Here is a 17,351-nt window from a genome sequence, read left to right as displayed (position 1 = left end):
TTAATCATATTTATTATTAAAACATTCATTAACAAAATATTACAAATTAATCAACAACAATATTACTAATCAGATCAGTCAGCAATTTACCAATAATAAATGATAACCATAATATCGTCAACCAACAGACCGGGAAGCTCAACGCTCAAACTTGCTAAGGTTTATCAGCAAAAACTGCAGGAAAAGGGTGTTGAAGCAGGTATCTTATCACTTGCTCAGCTGCCTCCAAACGTTATTGAAACCGACCTCTACAACAAACGCAGCGCAGCATTTGAGCCTATCCAGCAAACAGTTACCAATACAGATAAATTCATATTCCTTATCCCCGAATATAACGGCAGCTTTCCGGGTGTACTTAAGGTTTTCATTGATGCCTGTAGTTTCCCCGAAAGTTTTTATGATAAAAAAGCGGCATTGGTAGGCTTATCATCGGGCAAATATGGTAATATCCGCGGGGTTGACCATTTTACCGGCGTTTGCCATTACCTGCACCTCAACATTATGGCGCTTAAATTACACATAGCGGCCATACACAAAGAGTTTGATGAAGAAGGGAACCTGTTTAAGCCCGATACCATAAAGTTTGTAAACGAGCAGATAGAAAAGATCATTAAGTTTTGATTTTTGCTTGAGCTACCTGTTGGATTAATTCCGGGCACAAGCACCGCAGTTAATGATAACATAAAAAGAAGCAATTATATGAAGCCTAAAAATTAGCTTCAGTAATAACTTAAACCTATGTAATCAATTTTGTTTTAGGCTTTGCACAATCTGCTTTTGGCTTTATATAATCAGCGCACTATAAGCACCCAGCCCGATAATAGCGGCGCCCCACTTTTAAGATCAATCACATAGTAGTAAGTCCCGGGTGGTAAAGCATATCCTTTATAACCGCCGCTCCACGGTTTATCATAACCTGTAGAGGCATATACTTTTTGCCCGTTTCGGTTAAAAACATTCAGTGAACATTGCGGATAGGTTGATAAAGCCTCAATATCCCAGTTATCATTTAAACCATCTCCATTGGGCGAAAACGTTGATGGAATAACGATCTTTTTATAAACCCGTACAAAAATTGAGGCATTAACATATCCGCAACCAATACCTGATGAGGCTTTCAGGGTATAAGTAACATCATCGGAAGGGCTGGCAACAGGGTTCAATTTGGTAGGATCGTCGAGTCCATCCGCGGGGCTCCATAAATAAGTATCTGCATATTTTGCCTCGGCATCCAGTACTACCGATTGCCCTTCAAAGATTTTTTTCTGCGGACTTATACTTGCTTCGGGAGTGGGCATAACTGTTACAGTTACTGTTTGGGTTGCAGTACAATCCCCATTGCTTGTTACTGTTACTGTATAAGTGGTTGTTTCGGTCGGCATGGCAGTAGGGTTTGCCGCAGTTGGATCAGACAATCCTGTAACCGGCGACCAGCTATAGCTTTTGGCGTTGGGCGTAGTTTCATTGAGAATGATTAGGTCGCCCTTACAAATTGGAGCTGGGGTGAGAACAGGTATAACGGGTTTTAAGTTAACAGTTACCGTAACTTTATCTGATAAAGTAGGACAATCACCAGCCGAGAACACAGTAACCTGATAATCGCCATTAACAGCAACAGTGGCATTGTCAATTACCAGAGGATTTTGAGCTTTATTATTAGCGGTAACGCCCGGCCCGGTCCATTCATACCTGATTGCTCCCGGCGCATTTGCAGTAAGTGTAAGCACATCCCCTTCGCATACAGCCGGTGCGGTAATAGAAGGTTTGGCCGGGTAAGCATTAACCGTTATGGTGCGCACGTCTGAGTAAACGCGGCAAGTTGGCGAATTGATATTATCTCCTTCAGCTGCAGCCATCCTGTATTGGTAGGTACCTACCGGTTTATCCGCAGCAAATTGAAAAGCATAGCTAAGATCAGTAGCACCCGGAATGTTAGTCCAGCTACCGCCACCATCAGTACTGCTTTGCCATTGTACTTTAGGGTTGCTATAGCCGTTATTCAGATCTGCAATAAGTTTATAGTTTTGCACCTGCTCCTTGCAGACATTTTGCGGTTCGGTGTTGTCAACATTTGTAAATCCAACTTTAATGTTAGGTCCGCAAGCCCTGAATTCAATATCATCAAGCAGCAAATCGTTTCCATTACCTCCCGGCCCACTATTGCTGATTTCCAATACAATTTGCGTAACGCCCGCCCCTGTTGAAAATGGCACACTATATTTATTCCACTGAGGATCTGCGGTGGGCTGTATGGTATTGGTATCGTACTGGGTTAAGATTGTGCCATCGGGCTTTTTTATGGTAAATAATAAATCAGGCTGTTTAGTACTGGCATCACTTGATGAAAGTTTCATGAGATTGAGTACATAAGCTGAAAACTCGTAGGTTGTGTTTTCGCAAAGATTAAGCTCCTTCATTTCGGTAAAAAAAACACTTGGTTCGTACGATGCATTCACGAGCATCATATAACCACCAGAATTTCCTGTATGATCATGAAGTACAGTATGCCAGGTATCATGACACGAAGTTTGACTGCTTACAATTGAATAATACCTATCATCCGGGCAATCAGGAGCATAGAACATGGTTGTAATACCTGTAGCCAGTGGAGGACCGGTATGACTAACTCCCGATCCAAAATCAAGTTTTACTACCGGGTCGCCGTAACTGCCATTACAAACAGCCGTTTTCACTTTAACCTTTGGAAAAGTAAAAGCAAACAAGATCAACAGAAATAATTTAATGAAATTAAAAGGCATTAACCGGTTGAAGGATATAAACATCGAACCATCAAAAATATATTTTTTTGGTTATCCCAGCGTATAAAAGCAATTAAACCACGAATATATTACTCACTGCAAAACAACCACTTATCGTGAACAGGCGTTATCTCCCAAAAGTTAACTATTAGTATACAAAAGCCTGCTAATATGAAAAACAAGCTAATCATATTTCTGTGTGTTGCAGATGTCATGCTTAGGGTCTGCAAGCACAAAAAAGGCTGCTACGCCCGGCTCCGGTTGAGCGCTGGCTAAGGGCTTTTTCTTAATGCCCCTTTCAGGTGGTTAAGAGTTTCTACTCTTTCTTATAATCCTTATGTACAATCAAGAAACTCGCACGCTCTTCCTTATGAAAAGGAATATTCCAATTACCCTGGTAGGTAATTTTTGCAGGTAGCGTTTCGCCCTGGAAATTATTAAGCTCGATGTTCATCTGCACATTAAAATCAAAGAACATGTTGCTGAATTTCATATCGATATACCGGCCAAGGATCTGAAAGGTACGCTCATCAAAAATGGTGGTCATTTCCTTAATCATGGTATCGCTGTCGGATGTGCTCGGCTTGCACCTCACCTTAAAGCGATAAACAGGGATGGTGTCGAGGTATTTACCACGGGCAAATTCGTAATAATAATATTGGCGCATATCATTAGAGAAAATTTCCGTTTTGCTGCTGATGAAAGGGATTCCGCTTACTTTGCGACCCGGCGTAAAGATCAGCGTTTTGAGTTTGCTTTTGTACGATTCATTTTTACCTCCCGATCCCGGCAGGGCATCACCTTTAGTAAAATCAGAGTTATACGCATTCATGAAAATAAAATCGAACATCTCAACCGTATACAACTGGTACTTGCCGTTCTTTTTGTAAACGTCACCGCTGTCCCTTTTAGCAACGTATTCTATTTTATGTTTACCGGCTGCGTTGCTGTGGAGTATTTTACGGTAGATGCGCCCGTTTACCCGGTTCTTGCTGTCGTAAGTAAAAATTCGGTTTTCGGCAGTAAAGCCAAAGCCTTTCATATTCTGGAAGGCCTTATAAAAGCCTGTATCGGCCAATACGGCATCTATGAAATCCTGCGCGTTGAGTTTATGTGAGCGGATATCAACCAGTGAATCGATAACGATGGTACGGATAGTATCCGGATTAAAGCGATTGATTTGCTGAGCTTTTGTTAGCAGGCTGGCAGTAGTAAGGATAAGGATCAGGAGTAGTTTTTTCATTGATTGCTTTTTACAGCATGTCATTGCGAGCGTAGCGCGGCAATCGCATGCAATACAGAGCGGATCTGCAGAGTTCGCGATTGCTTCGTACCTCGCAATGACATGGTTTTTAGTTGCCGAGTTGTTTAACCGCCAAATAAGCCATCAAACCGGTACTTATTTTAAATGCATCTTCTTCCACGTCAAAAGTAGGTGTGTGCACAGATGAAGTTATTCCGCGGGCTTCGTTACGGGTGCCAAGGCGGTAAAAACAGCTGCTGGCAGCCTGCGAGTAATAAGCAAAATCTTCGGCAGCCATCCAGATGTCCAGGTCGAGCACGTTTTCTTTCCCCAGGTAAGCTTCGGCATGGCCACGGGTGGCATGGGTTAATTTTTCTTCGTTAATCAGGAATGGATAACCGCGCATGATATTGAAATCGCAGCTTCCGCCCATGCTTTCGGCAATACCTTCGGCCATTTTTTTCATGCGTTTGTGAGCTTCCTCGCGCCATTTCTCATCCATGGTGCGGAAAGTACCTTCCAGGTAAACCTCGTTAGGGATCACGTTGGTAGCCCCATTGGCTATTACCTTACCAAATGATAATACCGAAGGGCTTTTAGGATCGGCAAAGCGGCTCACCACCTGCTGTAGCGCGGTTAATATATGTGCGGTAATGATAACCGGATCGATATTCTGCTGCGGCTGAGCACCGTGACCGCCTTTACCTTTAACAGTAACATAAAGTTCATCAGTTGAGGCCATATATTTACCTGCACGGAAACCAACTTTACCGGCATCAATCAAAGGCATTACATGCTGGCCCAATACGGCAGCCGGTTTTGGGTTTTCCAAAACGCCCTCTTTAATCATGAGGCTGGCACCGCCGGGCAGTTTCTCTTCGGCCGGTTGAAAGATCAGTTTAACGGTGCCTGCAAACTGACTTTTCAATTCGGTTAATATTTTAGCTGTACCTAATAATGATGATGTGTGCGCATCGTGGCCACAGGCATGCATTACACCCGGGTTTTGCGATTTATACGGAACATCATTGGCTTCCAATATCGGAAGCGCATCCATATCGGCACGCAATGCAACAACATTGCCGGCGTCAGATGGTTTTTCGCCTTTAATGAGGGCTACCAAACCTGTATCGGCCATCTTATGGTATTCCAGGCCAAGCTCTTCAAGCTTGTTGGCTACAAAAACCGAGGTTTGCAATTCATGAAATGAAAGCTCCGGGTTGGCATGCAGGTGACGGCGGTTAGCCACTACCTCATTGAATATTTTTGCGGATAATTCCTGTATTTGCTCTTTAATCATTATTAGGATCCGTTTTAGGAAGATTTATTTTTTCGGAAATGATGAATATGCTCGAAAACGACGAGCGCAGTTCCTGTACCAGTTTTTCAGCTTCAAGCCGGGTACGGAAATCGCCTGCCTTTACCTTAAAGTTGGGCTCGCGGTAACTGATGTACGTACGCAGTTCGGGGTATTGCTGCTGCAACCGGTTTTGCGCGTTGTAGGCATCCTTGCGGTTTGAGCCACTGAAGAACTGTACGCGGTAGCCGTAGGATGAATAACCGGCGGCATCAGTACCCGCTGTACTGTTCAGCGTAAATCTTTTAGCTATCAGGCTGTCAACCAGCGGGTCCTTGATCACTTCAACCTTGCCGCGTGTTTGGGCAAAGGTTTGGGTTGATGCAAGCAGTAATAAAACAAAAAAGCAGTATCTGATAATGGCTGATTTAGCTTGATGATCAAATACTGCTTTTTTCATATGATAAATTATTATTTGGCATTAATAGCGGATGAAACTTGCATAAAGGCCTGTCACCCTGAGCCTGTCGAAGGGTCGCGAGTAAAGGCACTCCCACCATGCTTCGACAGGCTACCCATGACACCTTTTTTTAACCGTCATTGCGAGGTACGAAGCAATCCCCGATTTGCAGAGCATCCATTAAAGTTTGCCCTGTATAGTTTGGGATTGCTTCGTACCTCGCAATGACATGATTATCATAGCCCGTTTTCACGAGCTTTATATTAATTCTGCCCTACACCGTGGCAGTTTTTGTATTTTTTACCGCTACCGCAAGGGCAAGGGTCATTACGGCCAATTTTGTTTTCAACCCTTACCGGGGTGATCTTTTGCTGCTCCTGCGGAAAATCATCCATAGGCACGCCGTTGCTTTCGCTCACCACTTCGGCCTTGGTTGTTTTCATCTTGCGCAGGTCAAGCTTCGGCTCGGGCCTCGCTTCCCTTACCTCTTCGGCCTGTTGCTGAACCGGGATGCCACCGCGGAACAGGAAGCTTACAATTTCCTTGTTCACATTGGCCAGCATGCCGCGGAATAATTCAAAGGCCTCAAACTTGTAAACCAACAGTGGGTCCTTTTGTTCGTAAACCGCGTTTTGTACCGATTGTTTTAACTCGTCCATTTCGCGCAGGTGCTCTTTCCACGCATCGTCGATCAGGTACAGGGTAACGTTTTTCTCGAAAGATTTAAATACCTCGTGACCATGGTTTTCAACCGCTTTTTTAAGCGGAACAGCTACCTGGATGCCGTGAATACCATCGCTGAACGGAACAACAATGTTTTCAACATACTGGCCGCGGGTTTCATAAACGTCTTTAATAACCGGGTAAGCCTGTTGTGCAACTGCTTCCTGTTTACGTTTATAAAAATCCATTACCGTTTGGAAGGTCAGATCAGTTAACGCCGGAATTGTTTTTGCAGTAAATTCGTCAGCGCTAAGCTCAATATCAACCGAGAACAAACGGATCACTTCTAAGGTAAAGCCTTCGTAGTTGGCACTTTCTTTATATTCGGTAACAATGTCCTCAACCACATCAAAAATGGTGTTGCTCAGGTCAACATCCAAACGCTCACCAAACAGGGCGTTTTTACGTTTGGTGTAGATCACTGTACGCTGTGAGTTCATCACGTCGTCATATTCCAGCAAACGTTTACGAATGCCGAAGTTGTTTTCTTCCACTTTTTTCTGTGCACGCTCAATTGATTTGGAGATCATGGAGTGTTGGATCACTTCTCCTTCTTCAATACCCATACGTACCATCAGGCTTGAAATCCGCTCTGATCCGAATAAACGCATCAGGTTATCCTCTAACGATACAAAGAACTGTGATGAGCCCGGGTCACCCTGACGCCCAGAACGACCGCGCAACTGCCTGTCAACACGGCGCGATTCGTGACGCTCGGTACCCACAATGGCTAAACCACCGGCTTCTTTAACGCCAGGGCCCAATTTAATATCCGTACCACGACCAGCCATGTTGGTAGCAATAGTCACAGTGCCGGCCTTACCAGCTTCGGCCACAATATCGGCCTCTTTCTGGTGCATTTTGGCATTCAGTACGTTATGTTTGATACCGCGCAGTTTAAGCATACGGCTCAATAACTCCGAGATCTCAACCGACGTTGTACCAACCAGTACCGGGCGACCAGCCTGAGTAAGACTAACAATTTCCTCGGCCACCGCATTGTATTTTTCACGTACAGTACGGTAAACAAGGTCTTGCTTGTCATCACGGGTAATTGGGGTGTTGGTTGGTATTTCAACCACATCCAGTTTGTAGATCTCCCAAAACTCGCCTGCTTCGGTAACAGCGGTACCAGTCATGCCGCAAAGCTTATGGTACATCCTGAAGTAGTTTTGCAGGGTAATGGTTGCAAAAGTTTGGGTAGCATCCTCAACTTTTACGTTTTCTTTAGCCTCAATAGCCTGGTGTAAGCCATCAGAGTAACGGCGGCCGTCCAATACACGACCGGTTTGCTCGTCAACTATCTTTACCTTGCCTTCGTCAAGAATGTATTCGGTATCTTTTTCAAAAAGGGTATAAGCTTTCAGTAACTGGTTAACCGAATGGATACGTTCAGATTTGATCGAGAAATCGCGCATCAACTCGTCTTTACGGGCAATCTTTTCTTCGGTGCTTAAGGCTGATTTTTCAATTTCAGCTATTTCGGTACCTACGTCAGGCATTACAAAGAAATGTGGATCTTCGCCGGATGCGGTGATCAGCTCGATGCCTTTTTCAGAAAGTTCAACCTGGTTGTTCTTTTCATCAATAACGAAGAATAATTCAGAGTCAACCTTTGGCATTTCTTTTCCCTGATCCTGCATGTAGTGATTTTCTACTTTTTGCAGGATGGTGCGGTTACCACCTTCGCTCAAAAATTTGATTAATGCTTTGCTTTTTGGCAAACCACGGAAAGCACGTAACAAAGCTAAGCCACCACCATCAACATCGGTATTACCGTCGTTAATAGCTTTCTTAGCTTCGTTCAATACGCCGTTAACGTAGTTTTTTTGCGCATTAACCAAACGCTCGATGCGTGGTTTCAGCTCATAAAACTCATGCTCATCGCCACGTGGGATAGGGCCTGATATAATTAAAGGTGTACGGGCATCATCAATTAAAACGGAGTCAACCTCATCCACCATGGCATAATGCAATTTGCGTTGTACCAGCTCTTCCGGGCTGCGTGTCATATTGTCACGCAGGTAATCGAAACCAAATTCGTTGTTGGTACCAAAAGTAATATCGGCCAAATAAGCGGCACGGCGCTGCTCAGAGTTTGGTTCATGCTTATCGATACAATCAACAGATAACCCATGGAACTCATACAATGGGCCCATCCACTCACTATCTCGTCGGGCCAGGTAATCGTTCACCGTTACGATGTGAACACCTTGTCCGGCCAAAGCGTTAAGATATGCAGGCAGCGTGGCTACCAGCGTTTTACCTTCACCTGTGGCCATTTCCGATATTTTACCCTGGTGCAGTACGGTACCGCCAATCAGCTGTACATCATAATGAACCATGTTCCAGGTAACCTCGTTGCCGGCTGCTATCCAGGTGCTGCTATGAAAAGCTTTATCGCCTTTAATAGTAACGTTTGGTTTGCGGGCAGCCAGCGTGCGGTCAAACTCGGTAGCGGTAACTTCTAATGAACTATTGGCAGCCAGGCGGCTTGCTGTTTCTTTAACTACAGCAAATGCCTCGGGCAATATATTCATCAATATATCTTCAAGCTCTTTATTACGGTCTTTTTCAAGCTTATCAAGCTGAGTATAAAGCTCAACTTTTTCGGCTACATCCATATCAAGCTCGTTTTCTGTACGATCTTTAATGGCTTGTATTTCACTGTCGATACCAGAAAGGCCTTCGGCAATGGTTTCTTTAAAATATATGGTCTTAGCCCTAAGCTCATCATTACTCAGGGAGCCAAGCTTAGCATATTCAGCCTTAATTTTCTCAACTATAGGCTGTATACTTTTTACATCCCGTTCTGATTTGCTTCCGAAAAGCTTACTGATAAAATTTAACATATTATTTTATTATGATACAACCCGGCTCAACAATTGCGCCATAGCAGCCGTTAGAGCCAAATTGACAGGCAAATGTAAGGTTTTGTGCCGAATGCCGAAAGGATAATGCTTTAAACCGTTATGCGTGGATGTAAGATTGACATTACGGTGTTTGTATTTGTTGTTGCTTGGCTCAGAATGTCTGAACTCGAATTAAACGAATTAAAGAATTTTCGGAATTTGCCTGGCATCCGGTTAATTCATTAAATTCTATAAATTTAGGTTCAGAAGCTCACACCCCGTTGTCGTGAGGGCACGACAACGGGGTAAAAACTGATCTCCAACAATACTACTCTATTCCGTTTTCAAACTTTTTACCGGGTTCATTGAAGCTGCTTTTATACTTTGATAACTTACGGTGAGCAGCGTTATGGCGATAGCTCCTATTGCGGTGAGGCCAAATATCCACCATGATAAATCGGCCCGGTATTTATAATCCTGCAGCCAGCCCTGCATAAAGTAATAAGCTGTTGGTATGGCTATCAATAATGATACCGATACCAGAAGCACAAATTCCTTCGACATTAATTGCCATAGGCTAAATATTGAAGCACCCAGCACTTTGCGTACACCAATCTCCTTAGTGCGTTGTTCGGCCATGAATGATGCCATACCAAACAAGCCCATGCAGCTGATAAAAATGGCCAGCAAGGTAAAGAACCCGGCGAGTTTGCCTATGCGCTCTTCGTTGGTGAATTTACGGGCATACTCTTCGTCGGTAAACTTATATTCGAACGGGCTGCCGGGCGCATATTGTTTAAAAACTGACTCAATTTTGGCAATAGCATCGTGGGCGCTCATTTTGGGGTTTAAACGGATATCCACAAGCCCGCCCGGATCATTATCCAGCACAAATATCGATGACTTAACCGGCTCATATGGCGACGACATCACCATATCCTTTACCACGCCTATGATCTTGAATTTTTTGCCCCAGTCGATTGTTTCACCTACAGCGTGCTTAAAATTCATGAAACGGGCGGCAGTTTCGTTTACAATCATGCTTGACGAATCGCCTGCATTATTGCGTTCAAAATCGCGGCCTTCAATTAACTTCCACTGGGCAACCTTGCCAAACTCCGGACTAAGGGTTATCGTGGCGAAGTCATCCTGTAAACCGGCAGGTTTTCCCCGCCAGTTTAGGCCGCTGTTATTGGAGTACACAGCAGTAAGCGGGCTACCAGACTCGGCAATTTCAATAATAGCCCCCGATTTAAGCAGATCGTTCCTTACGGCTTCAAAATGTTTATGAATTTCATCGGTACGCATATCTATCTGTACCAACCCCGTACGCTCATAACCGATAGGCCTGTTTTTGGTGAACTGCACCTGCCTGAACACGATGATGGTGCCGATGATTAGCGTAACCGACACAGCAAACTGCAGTACCACCAGTATTTTACGCGGCACTGCTGCATAGCGGCCGGCCTTGAATGTACCCTTCAAAACCTTAACCGGTTGAAAGGACGACAGATAAAATGCCGGGTAACTACCGGCAATTAGCCCTGTGATAATGCTGAAACTTAAACCCAGCAGCCAGAAAACCGCGTTGCCCCAAAGAATGTGCATGGTTTTATCGGCTACGCCATTGAACCACGATAGCGTAAGCTGCGCCAGTAAAACCGAAATTAAAAATGCGAACAACGCTAATATTACCGACTCGATAAAGAACTGGCTGATCAGCTGGCTCCTTAACGAGCCTACCGTTTTGCGGATCCCTACTTCCTTGGCCCTTTTCTCACTACGGGCGGTACTCAGGTTCATGAAATTGATACAGGCCAACATCAGCACAAATACGGCGATAATGCCAAACATCCATACAAATTTGATATCGCCGCCAACATTAAAGCCATCTTTAAAGCTCGAGTAAAGGTGCCATTTACTCATTGGATGCAGAAAAACTACCGGTTTAAAGCTGGCGCCAACGTCGTCTCCCTGCGCTTTAATCGCATGCAGTTTAAGATCTTTGATCTCGGCCGATACTTTTTTGGCGTCGATACCAGGCTTCAGCTGAGCAAAAATTTGCCAGGAGTTATTGCCCCAACGTGTTTCGGCCCGTTTTAACCATGCGGCGGTAGTTATATATAAATCCCATGGCGCTATGAAACCCAGCTCGCGAAACTCGGAATTATGCGGCATGTCTTCATAAACGCCGGTCACTTTAACATTCCATACATTATCAATTTTGATGGTTTTAAGCATCGGATCGGTACCACCAAACAAAGCCTTGGCCAATGTTGCCGAAAGTAAAACAGATGATGGATCTTTCAAACCGTCACGTGTGCCCTTCAGCATTTTTAAAGTAAGCAGATCAGGCGCTTCGGCCTGCATGTAGCTTCCCTCCTTAGTCAGCTTTTTTTCTCCATAGGCCATGATGTGCCCATAATTCCAGGACGAAAGCACCACGTATTTAAAATCGTGCTTATAGTCGTTCCGCAACTTATAACCCAGAGGTATAGGCATAGCCGTTTGCGAGCCCGTTACTCCATTGAATGTTTGATTTTGCCATACCTGAACTATCCGGTCGTAATTATCGAAGTTTTTATTGTACGATAACTCGTCCCAGATCCACAGGCCAATAAGCATCGCTACCGCCATACCTACCGACAGGCCTGTAATATTGATAAGCGTATGTGCCTTGTTCTTAACAAGGTTTCGCCACGCAACGGTTAAATAGTTTTTAAACATTTACCCCTCCTAACCTCCCCAAAGGGGAGGGATCTTTAATTTAATTAATAATTTATTAGCCCTCTCCTTTGGAGAGGGTTGGGTGAGGTTTTATTCACTCCTCAAATTCTTAACCGGGTTTGCCAGCGCCGCTTTTATGGCATGATAGCTTACCGTTAGCAAAGTGATTAAAACAGCGCCAACTCCTGATGCAGCAAAGATCCACCAGGTTATGGCTGATCTATACTCGTACCTGTGCAGCCAGTTGTTCATGTAATAATAAGCAGCAGGTATCGCTATAAACAGCGAAATAGTAACCAATACTACAAATTCTGTCGAAAGCAATCGCCACAGGTTGACTACCGACGCTCCGAGCACCTTGCGTACGCCAATTTCCTTGATACGTTGTTCGGCAACAAATGAAGCCAGGCCGAATAAGCCAAGGCACGATATAAATATAGCCAGCACCGCAAATATGGTAGCGAGGTTGCCGATCCGCTGTTCGTCCGAAAACTTGCTCGCGTATTCGTCATCATTAAATTTAAAATCAAACGGGCTGCCGGGGTTATATTTTTTGAACACCGGTTCTATCTTTTTTAAGGCTTCCTGCATGGGCATGGTTGGTTTAACCCTCAGCGTTATGAAATTAACCCAGCCCGGTAACATCATAAATACCGTAGCTACAGTTTTTTTGTAAGGCGATTCCATCACCATATCCTTCACCACGCCCGTAACAACATGATCCTGTTTGTTCCACCTGATCACTTTGCCCACCGGGTTTTTAATACCACTCATTTTCACTGCCGATTCGTTGAGGATAAAGGCACCGGTATCCGTTGGGAAGTTTCTTGAAAAATCGCGGCCCTGGATAATTTTCCAGCCTACGGTATGCCCAAAATCATAGGTTGTAGCAACGGTACCAAAAGTTGGATCGAAGCCTGCGGGCTTGCCCTCCCAATCGAAGCCTCCGTTATTTGCCCAAATCTCTGTGGTGGTACTGTTTGATTCGGCCATATCCTCAACCGCGCCGGTTTGGATCAGGTCGTTACGCATGGTTTCATAATGTCCGTAAATTTCAGGAGTCTTCATCTCGAAAGAAAGTAAGCCCGCACGCGAATAACCGACCGGCCTGTCTTTAGCATACTGGATTTGCCTGAATATGACAATGGTACCTATAATCAGCGCTATGGATACCGTAAACTGCACAACAACCAAAACCTTACGCGGCAGAGACGCAAAACGGCCGACCTTGAAAGTGCCCTTTAAAACCTTCACCGGCTCAAATGATGAAAGGTAAAATGCCGGATAACTGCCTGCTATGACGCCTGTAAATAAAGTAAAACCCAAAGCCAGGAGCCAAAACCAAACATTGCCAAATGGCATACCTATTTGTTTATCAGCAATATGATTAAATGATGGCAGCGCAATCAAAACTATACCAAGTGTAACTATCAGCGCCAAACAGGCAAATATTACCGATTCGCTCAAAAACTGGTTGATGAGCTGTGAGCGCATGGAGCCGATAGACTTTCTGATCCCCACTTCCTTAGCACGTTTCTCACTTCGGGCGGTACTCAGGTTCATGAAATTGATACAGGCCAGCAACAACACAAATACCCCAATAATACCAAACAGCCAAACCATTTCAATAAGTCCACCAACAGGTTTGCTGTTTTTAAAATCGCTGTACAGGTGCCATTTGCTCATGGGGTGCACCTGTATACTTTCATCATTCATCTTGAAATGTGGCTTGGTAATGTTCCTGATCTTAGCCGATACTTTATCAAAATCCACGTTATCGGCCAGCTGAACAAACAATGAGCAGCCATGATTATCCCATGCTCCCGTTTGCGTGCCCCACCAGTTGTTTTTATTAAAAAAAGGCATCAGGAACTTTGTTTCATAAAATGAAGTATTGCGTGGCAGGTCTTCATATACGCCGATAACTTTTAAGTTTGTTTTATTATCAGCTTTGATAGTTTTATTGACCGGATCGGCATTGCCAAACAGCGCTTTGGCAATTGATTGAGATATAACTATTGATGAAGGATCCCTAAACTCGGTATAACTGCCTCTTACCATATTCAATGCAAGCATGGCCGGCAAATCACCCTCGGCCCAGGCCCCAATTTGTGATATCTTTTTATCACCTACTGTAAGAATATGCGCCCCACCCCAAAAAAGCGAGGTGTGTTTAAAATCGCTGGCATACTTAGTACGCAATTCGGCACTCAGCGGCACCACGGTAGATCGAAAAGTAGGCGTTTCGCCATTTGCCGTTTGTGTAACCATAATCTGCCCCATGCGGTTGTAGGTGCTATGGTACTTATCAAACGATAGCTCGTCCCAGATCCAAAGACCGATAAGCATGGCCACTGCCATCCCCACCGATAAACCCGCAATGTTAATAAAGGCATGCACCTTGTTTTTAACAATATTACGGAACGCGATTTTGATGTAATTCTTTAACATGATTATAGTTCATTGGTTCATTGGTATTTGCAATCATGTCATTGCAGCGCAGTGCAGCGTAGCAACCTCGTCGTGCTTAACTCGACCGCGTTGCATGGCGTTTATGCATTAGTTACGAGATTGCCGCGTCGCGCCTATTCGTTACTCAGCCTGCTCCTCGCAATGACATAGATTATATTATTTCTTTAATTCCGAAATCGAACATCCGAATTCCGAAATCTTCCTAACCTCTAATCTCCAACCTCTAACCACTCTATTCCGCCTTCAAGCTCTTCACCGGGTTCATCCTCGCGGCTTTTATGGCTTGTGTGCTTACCGTTAACAGAGCTATTACCATAGCCAGCACACCGGCCAGGGCAAACATCCACCAGCTTATAGTTACCCGATATTCAAATGCCTGCAGCCATTTGCTCATGCCCCACCAGGCTATTGGTATAGCTATCACGAGGGCTACCAGCACCAGTTGTACAAAATCTTTCGACAGTAATTGTACAATACCCGTTACACTGGCACCAAGCACCTTACGTACGCCAATTTCCTTGCTGCGCTGTTCGGCGCTGAAAGCTGCCAAACCAAACAAACCAAGGCAGGAGATCACTATCGCCATCAATGTAAATGAATTGATGATTTGCGACAGCGTAACCTCGGTTTCATATTGCTTTTGAACCTCAGTATCTAAAAACGAATATTCAAACGGTGCATCAGCAATGTCCTTGCGCCATAGCGCTTCCATTTTGCTCAGTAACGATTTATAGTTTTTGCTATCTGTTGATACCACCATCACATTAAATTGCCGCGGATCATTACGGTAAACCAGCATAAACGGTTTTACTTCCATATGCAGGGAGTTGTAGTTAAAATCCTTCATTACACCGGCCACTTCAACAAAGCTTACCGGATCGGGCGCATATTGCGTATAAAGCCTGGTACCGGGAGCAGCCTGCGGACTAATTCCCAATCTTTTACATAAGGTTTCATTGATAAGTACACGGGTAGTATCGCCAATACGGAAATCTCTGCCTGCAATTATTTTGATGCCGTTGGCTTTGGCAAAAAACTCATCAGTATTAATATTTTGTGCATCCGTTGCGGTGGTCATGTTGCCGCCTGCGGTATAAACACCATGATCATGTGGTACAAACTGGCTCAGGTAATTATCGGCATTACTTACTGTTTTAACCTCGGCCATCTGCCTTAAATCATTTGCAAAATTTTTCATTTTGCCTTGAGTAGTACCGGTATAAAAATTAAAGATGAGCTTTTGATTTTGGTCGAAGCCAAGGTCTTTATTCTTTACGAAATTGAGCTGACTGTAAATCACGATAATACCTGTTATAAGTACTATAGACAGCACAAACTGAAACACTACCAATGATTTACGGATCCCTGCTGCCGAAATATGACTGGTAAAATTCCCTTTGATTACCTTAATAGCCCTGAACGCCGATAAATAAAAAGCCGGATAGCTCCCTGCCACAAAACCGGTAACCACAACTATACACACCAGCATTAGCCAAAGCTTATAATTGCTAAAAAACGATAAATGAATATCTGTATGCGTTACCTGGTTTAAATAAGGCAGCAGAATTATAAGCATTGGTAAGGCTATTGCCACACCAATGAGCGTTAGCATAAATGATTCGCCTAAAAACTGTTTCATCAAATCACCCTGGCCGGCGCCTATTACTTTGCGTACACCAACCTCTTTGGCGCGTTTTGATGCACGCGCTGTTGAAAGGTTCATGAAGTTGATACAGGCCACTACCTGTATCAGTACAGCCACCAATATCATGATGTACAGGAATGCAGGATCAAGCGTTTTGGTTAGCTCATGCTCATGCCCCGGCGTTGTATGAATGGTAGTTACCGGCTGCAGGTGCAGCGACTTTTTCATGCCGATAGCCTTCAATTGGTCGGCGCCATATTTATTCAAAAAGTCCGGAAGCTTTTTCTCAAGAGCAGCAGCACTGGCATTGGGGCGTAACTTTACATAAGCGTATAAAAAGTTATTACCGGCCCATGCAGTATTTTGCCGTACGTACTGCCCAAGGCCACCACTGTTCATGGCCATAAACATGCTTACTTTAATGTGCGACTGTCCGGCGCTTTCGTCTATCACCCCCATAACCTTAAAATCATGTTTGCCGAATGAATTATCGATAGAGATCATTTTCCCTATGGGATTCTCGCTGCCGAAAAGCTTATCAGCTACCGGCTTCATTAATACAAGGCTGTAAGGCTCAGCCAGCACTTTATTAACGTTGCCGCTAACAAAATGAAAGTTAAACACATCAAAAAAGGTAGAATCCACATAAGCAGCATCCTGCTGATAAAATGATTTTTCTTTGTAGCGTAACAGGTGCTGCTTGGCGCCAAAACCCTCAGTAGTAACTAACCGGGTAAACTGCAAAACTTCACCGAAATCGTTTTTCATAGCCGGCGCAATAGGCGGCGAACTTGCAGCGCCGTCATGTTTATCGCCGGTTAGCTCGAGCGTAGTGATGATACGATAAATATCCTTAACATCTTTATGTTGTTTATCGTAACTGTACTGATCCTGCACATACAGCAAAATGTAAAGGCAGCAAAGTGTACCCGTAGCCAGCCCTACTATATTAATTAAACTAAAGGTTTTGTTTTTCAACAAAAACCGCCATGCCGTTTTTAAATAACTTTTTAACATTTTAGTTGATTCAATGGTTCATTCAAATATGTCATTGCGAGCGATAGCGTGGCAATCGCACGGAAGCAGAGCAGCTCTGTATAGCATGCGATTGCTTCGTGCCTCGCAATGACATGAATTATTATTTTCTTAATTCCGAAATCGAACATCCGAAAT

General features: G+C 44.1%; 9 protein-coding genes. 1 reads left to right on the top strand and 8 read right to left on the bottom strand.

Features of this window, described 5'->3' with window-relative positions; genetic code table 11:
• Positions 1 to 99 precede the first annotated feature (99 nt).
• Positions 100 to 621 carry an NADPH-dependent FMN reductase gene (locus BLS28_RS09360; protein ID WP_091165234.1) on the top strand — a complete coding sequence of 174 codons (522 nt, stop codon included), beginning with the start codon at positions 100 to 102 and terminating at the stop codon, positions 619 to 621.
• 170 nt (positions 622 to 791) lie between these two features.
• On the opposite strand, the gene BLS28_RS09355 is transcribed toward BLS28_RS09360, so the two are convergent.
• From BLS28_RS09355 to BLS28_RS09320, 8 genes are all read right to left on the bottom strand, one after another.
• A complete protein-coding gene (locus tag BLS28_RS09355) occupies positions 792 to 2,693 on the bottom strand; it encodes a T9SS type B sorting domain-containing protein (RefSeq protein WP_218134394.1) in 1,902 nt (633 codons plus the stop codon).
• 382 nt (positions 2,694 to 3,075) lie between these two features.
• Positions 3,076 to 4,002: a hypothetical protein gene (locus BLS28_RS09350; RefSeq protein ID WP_091166919.1), complete on the bottom strand. Its 927-nt coding sequence runs from the start codon at positions 4,000 to 4,002 to the stop codon at positions 3,076 to 3,078.
• A 109-nt stretch (positions 4,003 to 4,111) separates the two neighbouring features.
• Entirely contained in the window at positions 4,112 to 5,302 is a 1,191-nt protein-coding gene (locus BLS28_RS09345) for a M20 metallopeptidase family protein (protein ID WP_090529452.1), read from the bottom strand.
• Entirely contained in the window at positions 5,295 to 5,759 is a 465-nt protein-coding gene (locus BLS28_RS09340) for an SPOR domain-containing protein (RefSeq protein ID WP_091165225.1), read from the bottom strand. Before BLS28_RS09340 ends, BLS28_RS09345 begins: the two co-directional genes overlap by 8 nt.
• Positions 5,760 to 6,022: 263 nt before the next feature.
• On the bottom strand, positions 6,023 to 9,334 hold the full coding sequence (gene secA, locus BLS28_RS09335) for a preprotein translocase subunit SecA (protein WP_091165222.1): 3,312 nt from the start codon (positions 9,332 to 9,334) through the stop codon (positions 6,023 to 6,025).
• A gap of 333 nt (positions 9,335 to 9,667) precedes the next feature.
• On the bottom strand, positions 9,668 to 12,061 hold the full coding sequence (locus tag BLS28_RS09330) for an ABC transporter permease (RefSeq protein WP_091165220.1): 2,394 nt from the start codon (positions 12,059 to 12,061) through the stop codon (positions 9,668 to 9,670).
• 90 nt (positions 12,062 to 12,151) lie between these two features.
• Complete coding sequence (locus BLS28_RS09325; protein ID WP_091165218.1) at positions 12,152 to 14,512, bottom strand: ABC transporter permease; 2,361 nt, start codon at positions 14,510 to 14,512, stop codon at positions 12,152 to 12,154.
• Between the two features lie 253 nt (positions 14,513 to 14,765).
• Positions 14,766 to 17,159, bottom strand: coding sequence for an ABC transporter permease (locus BLS28_RS09320; RefSeq protein ID WP_218134393.1), 2,394 nt, complete (start codon positions 17,157 to 17,159; stop codon positions 14,766 to 14,768).
• Positions 17,160 to 17,351 lie beyond the last annotated feature (192 nt).

This window comes from Mucilaginibacter gossypii (genome assembly GCF_900100945.1).
GTDB lineage: Bacteria > Bacteroidota > Bacteroidia > Sphingobacteriales > Sphingobacteriaceae > Mucilaginibacter > Mucilaginibacter gossypii.
The sequence above is the reverse complement of the archived record's forward strand: the minus strand, read 5'-3'. Positions and strand labels throughout refer to the sequence as shown.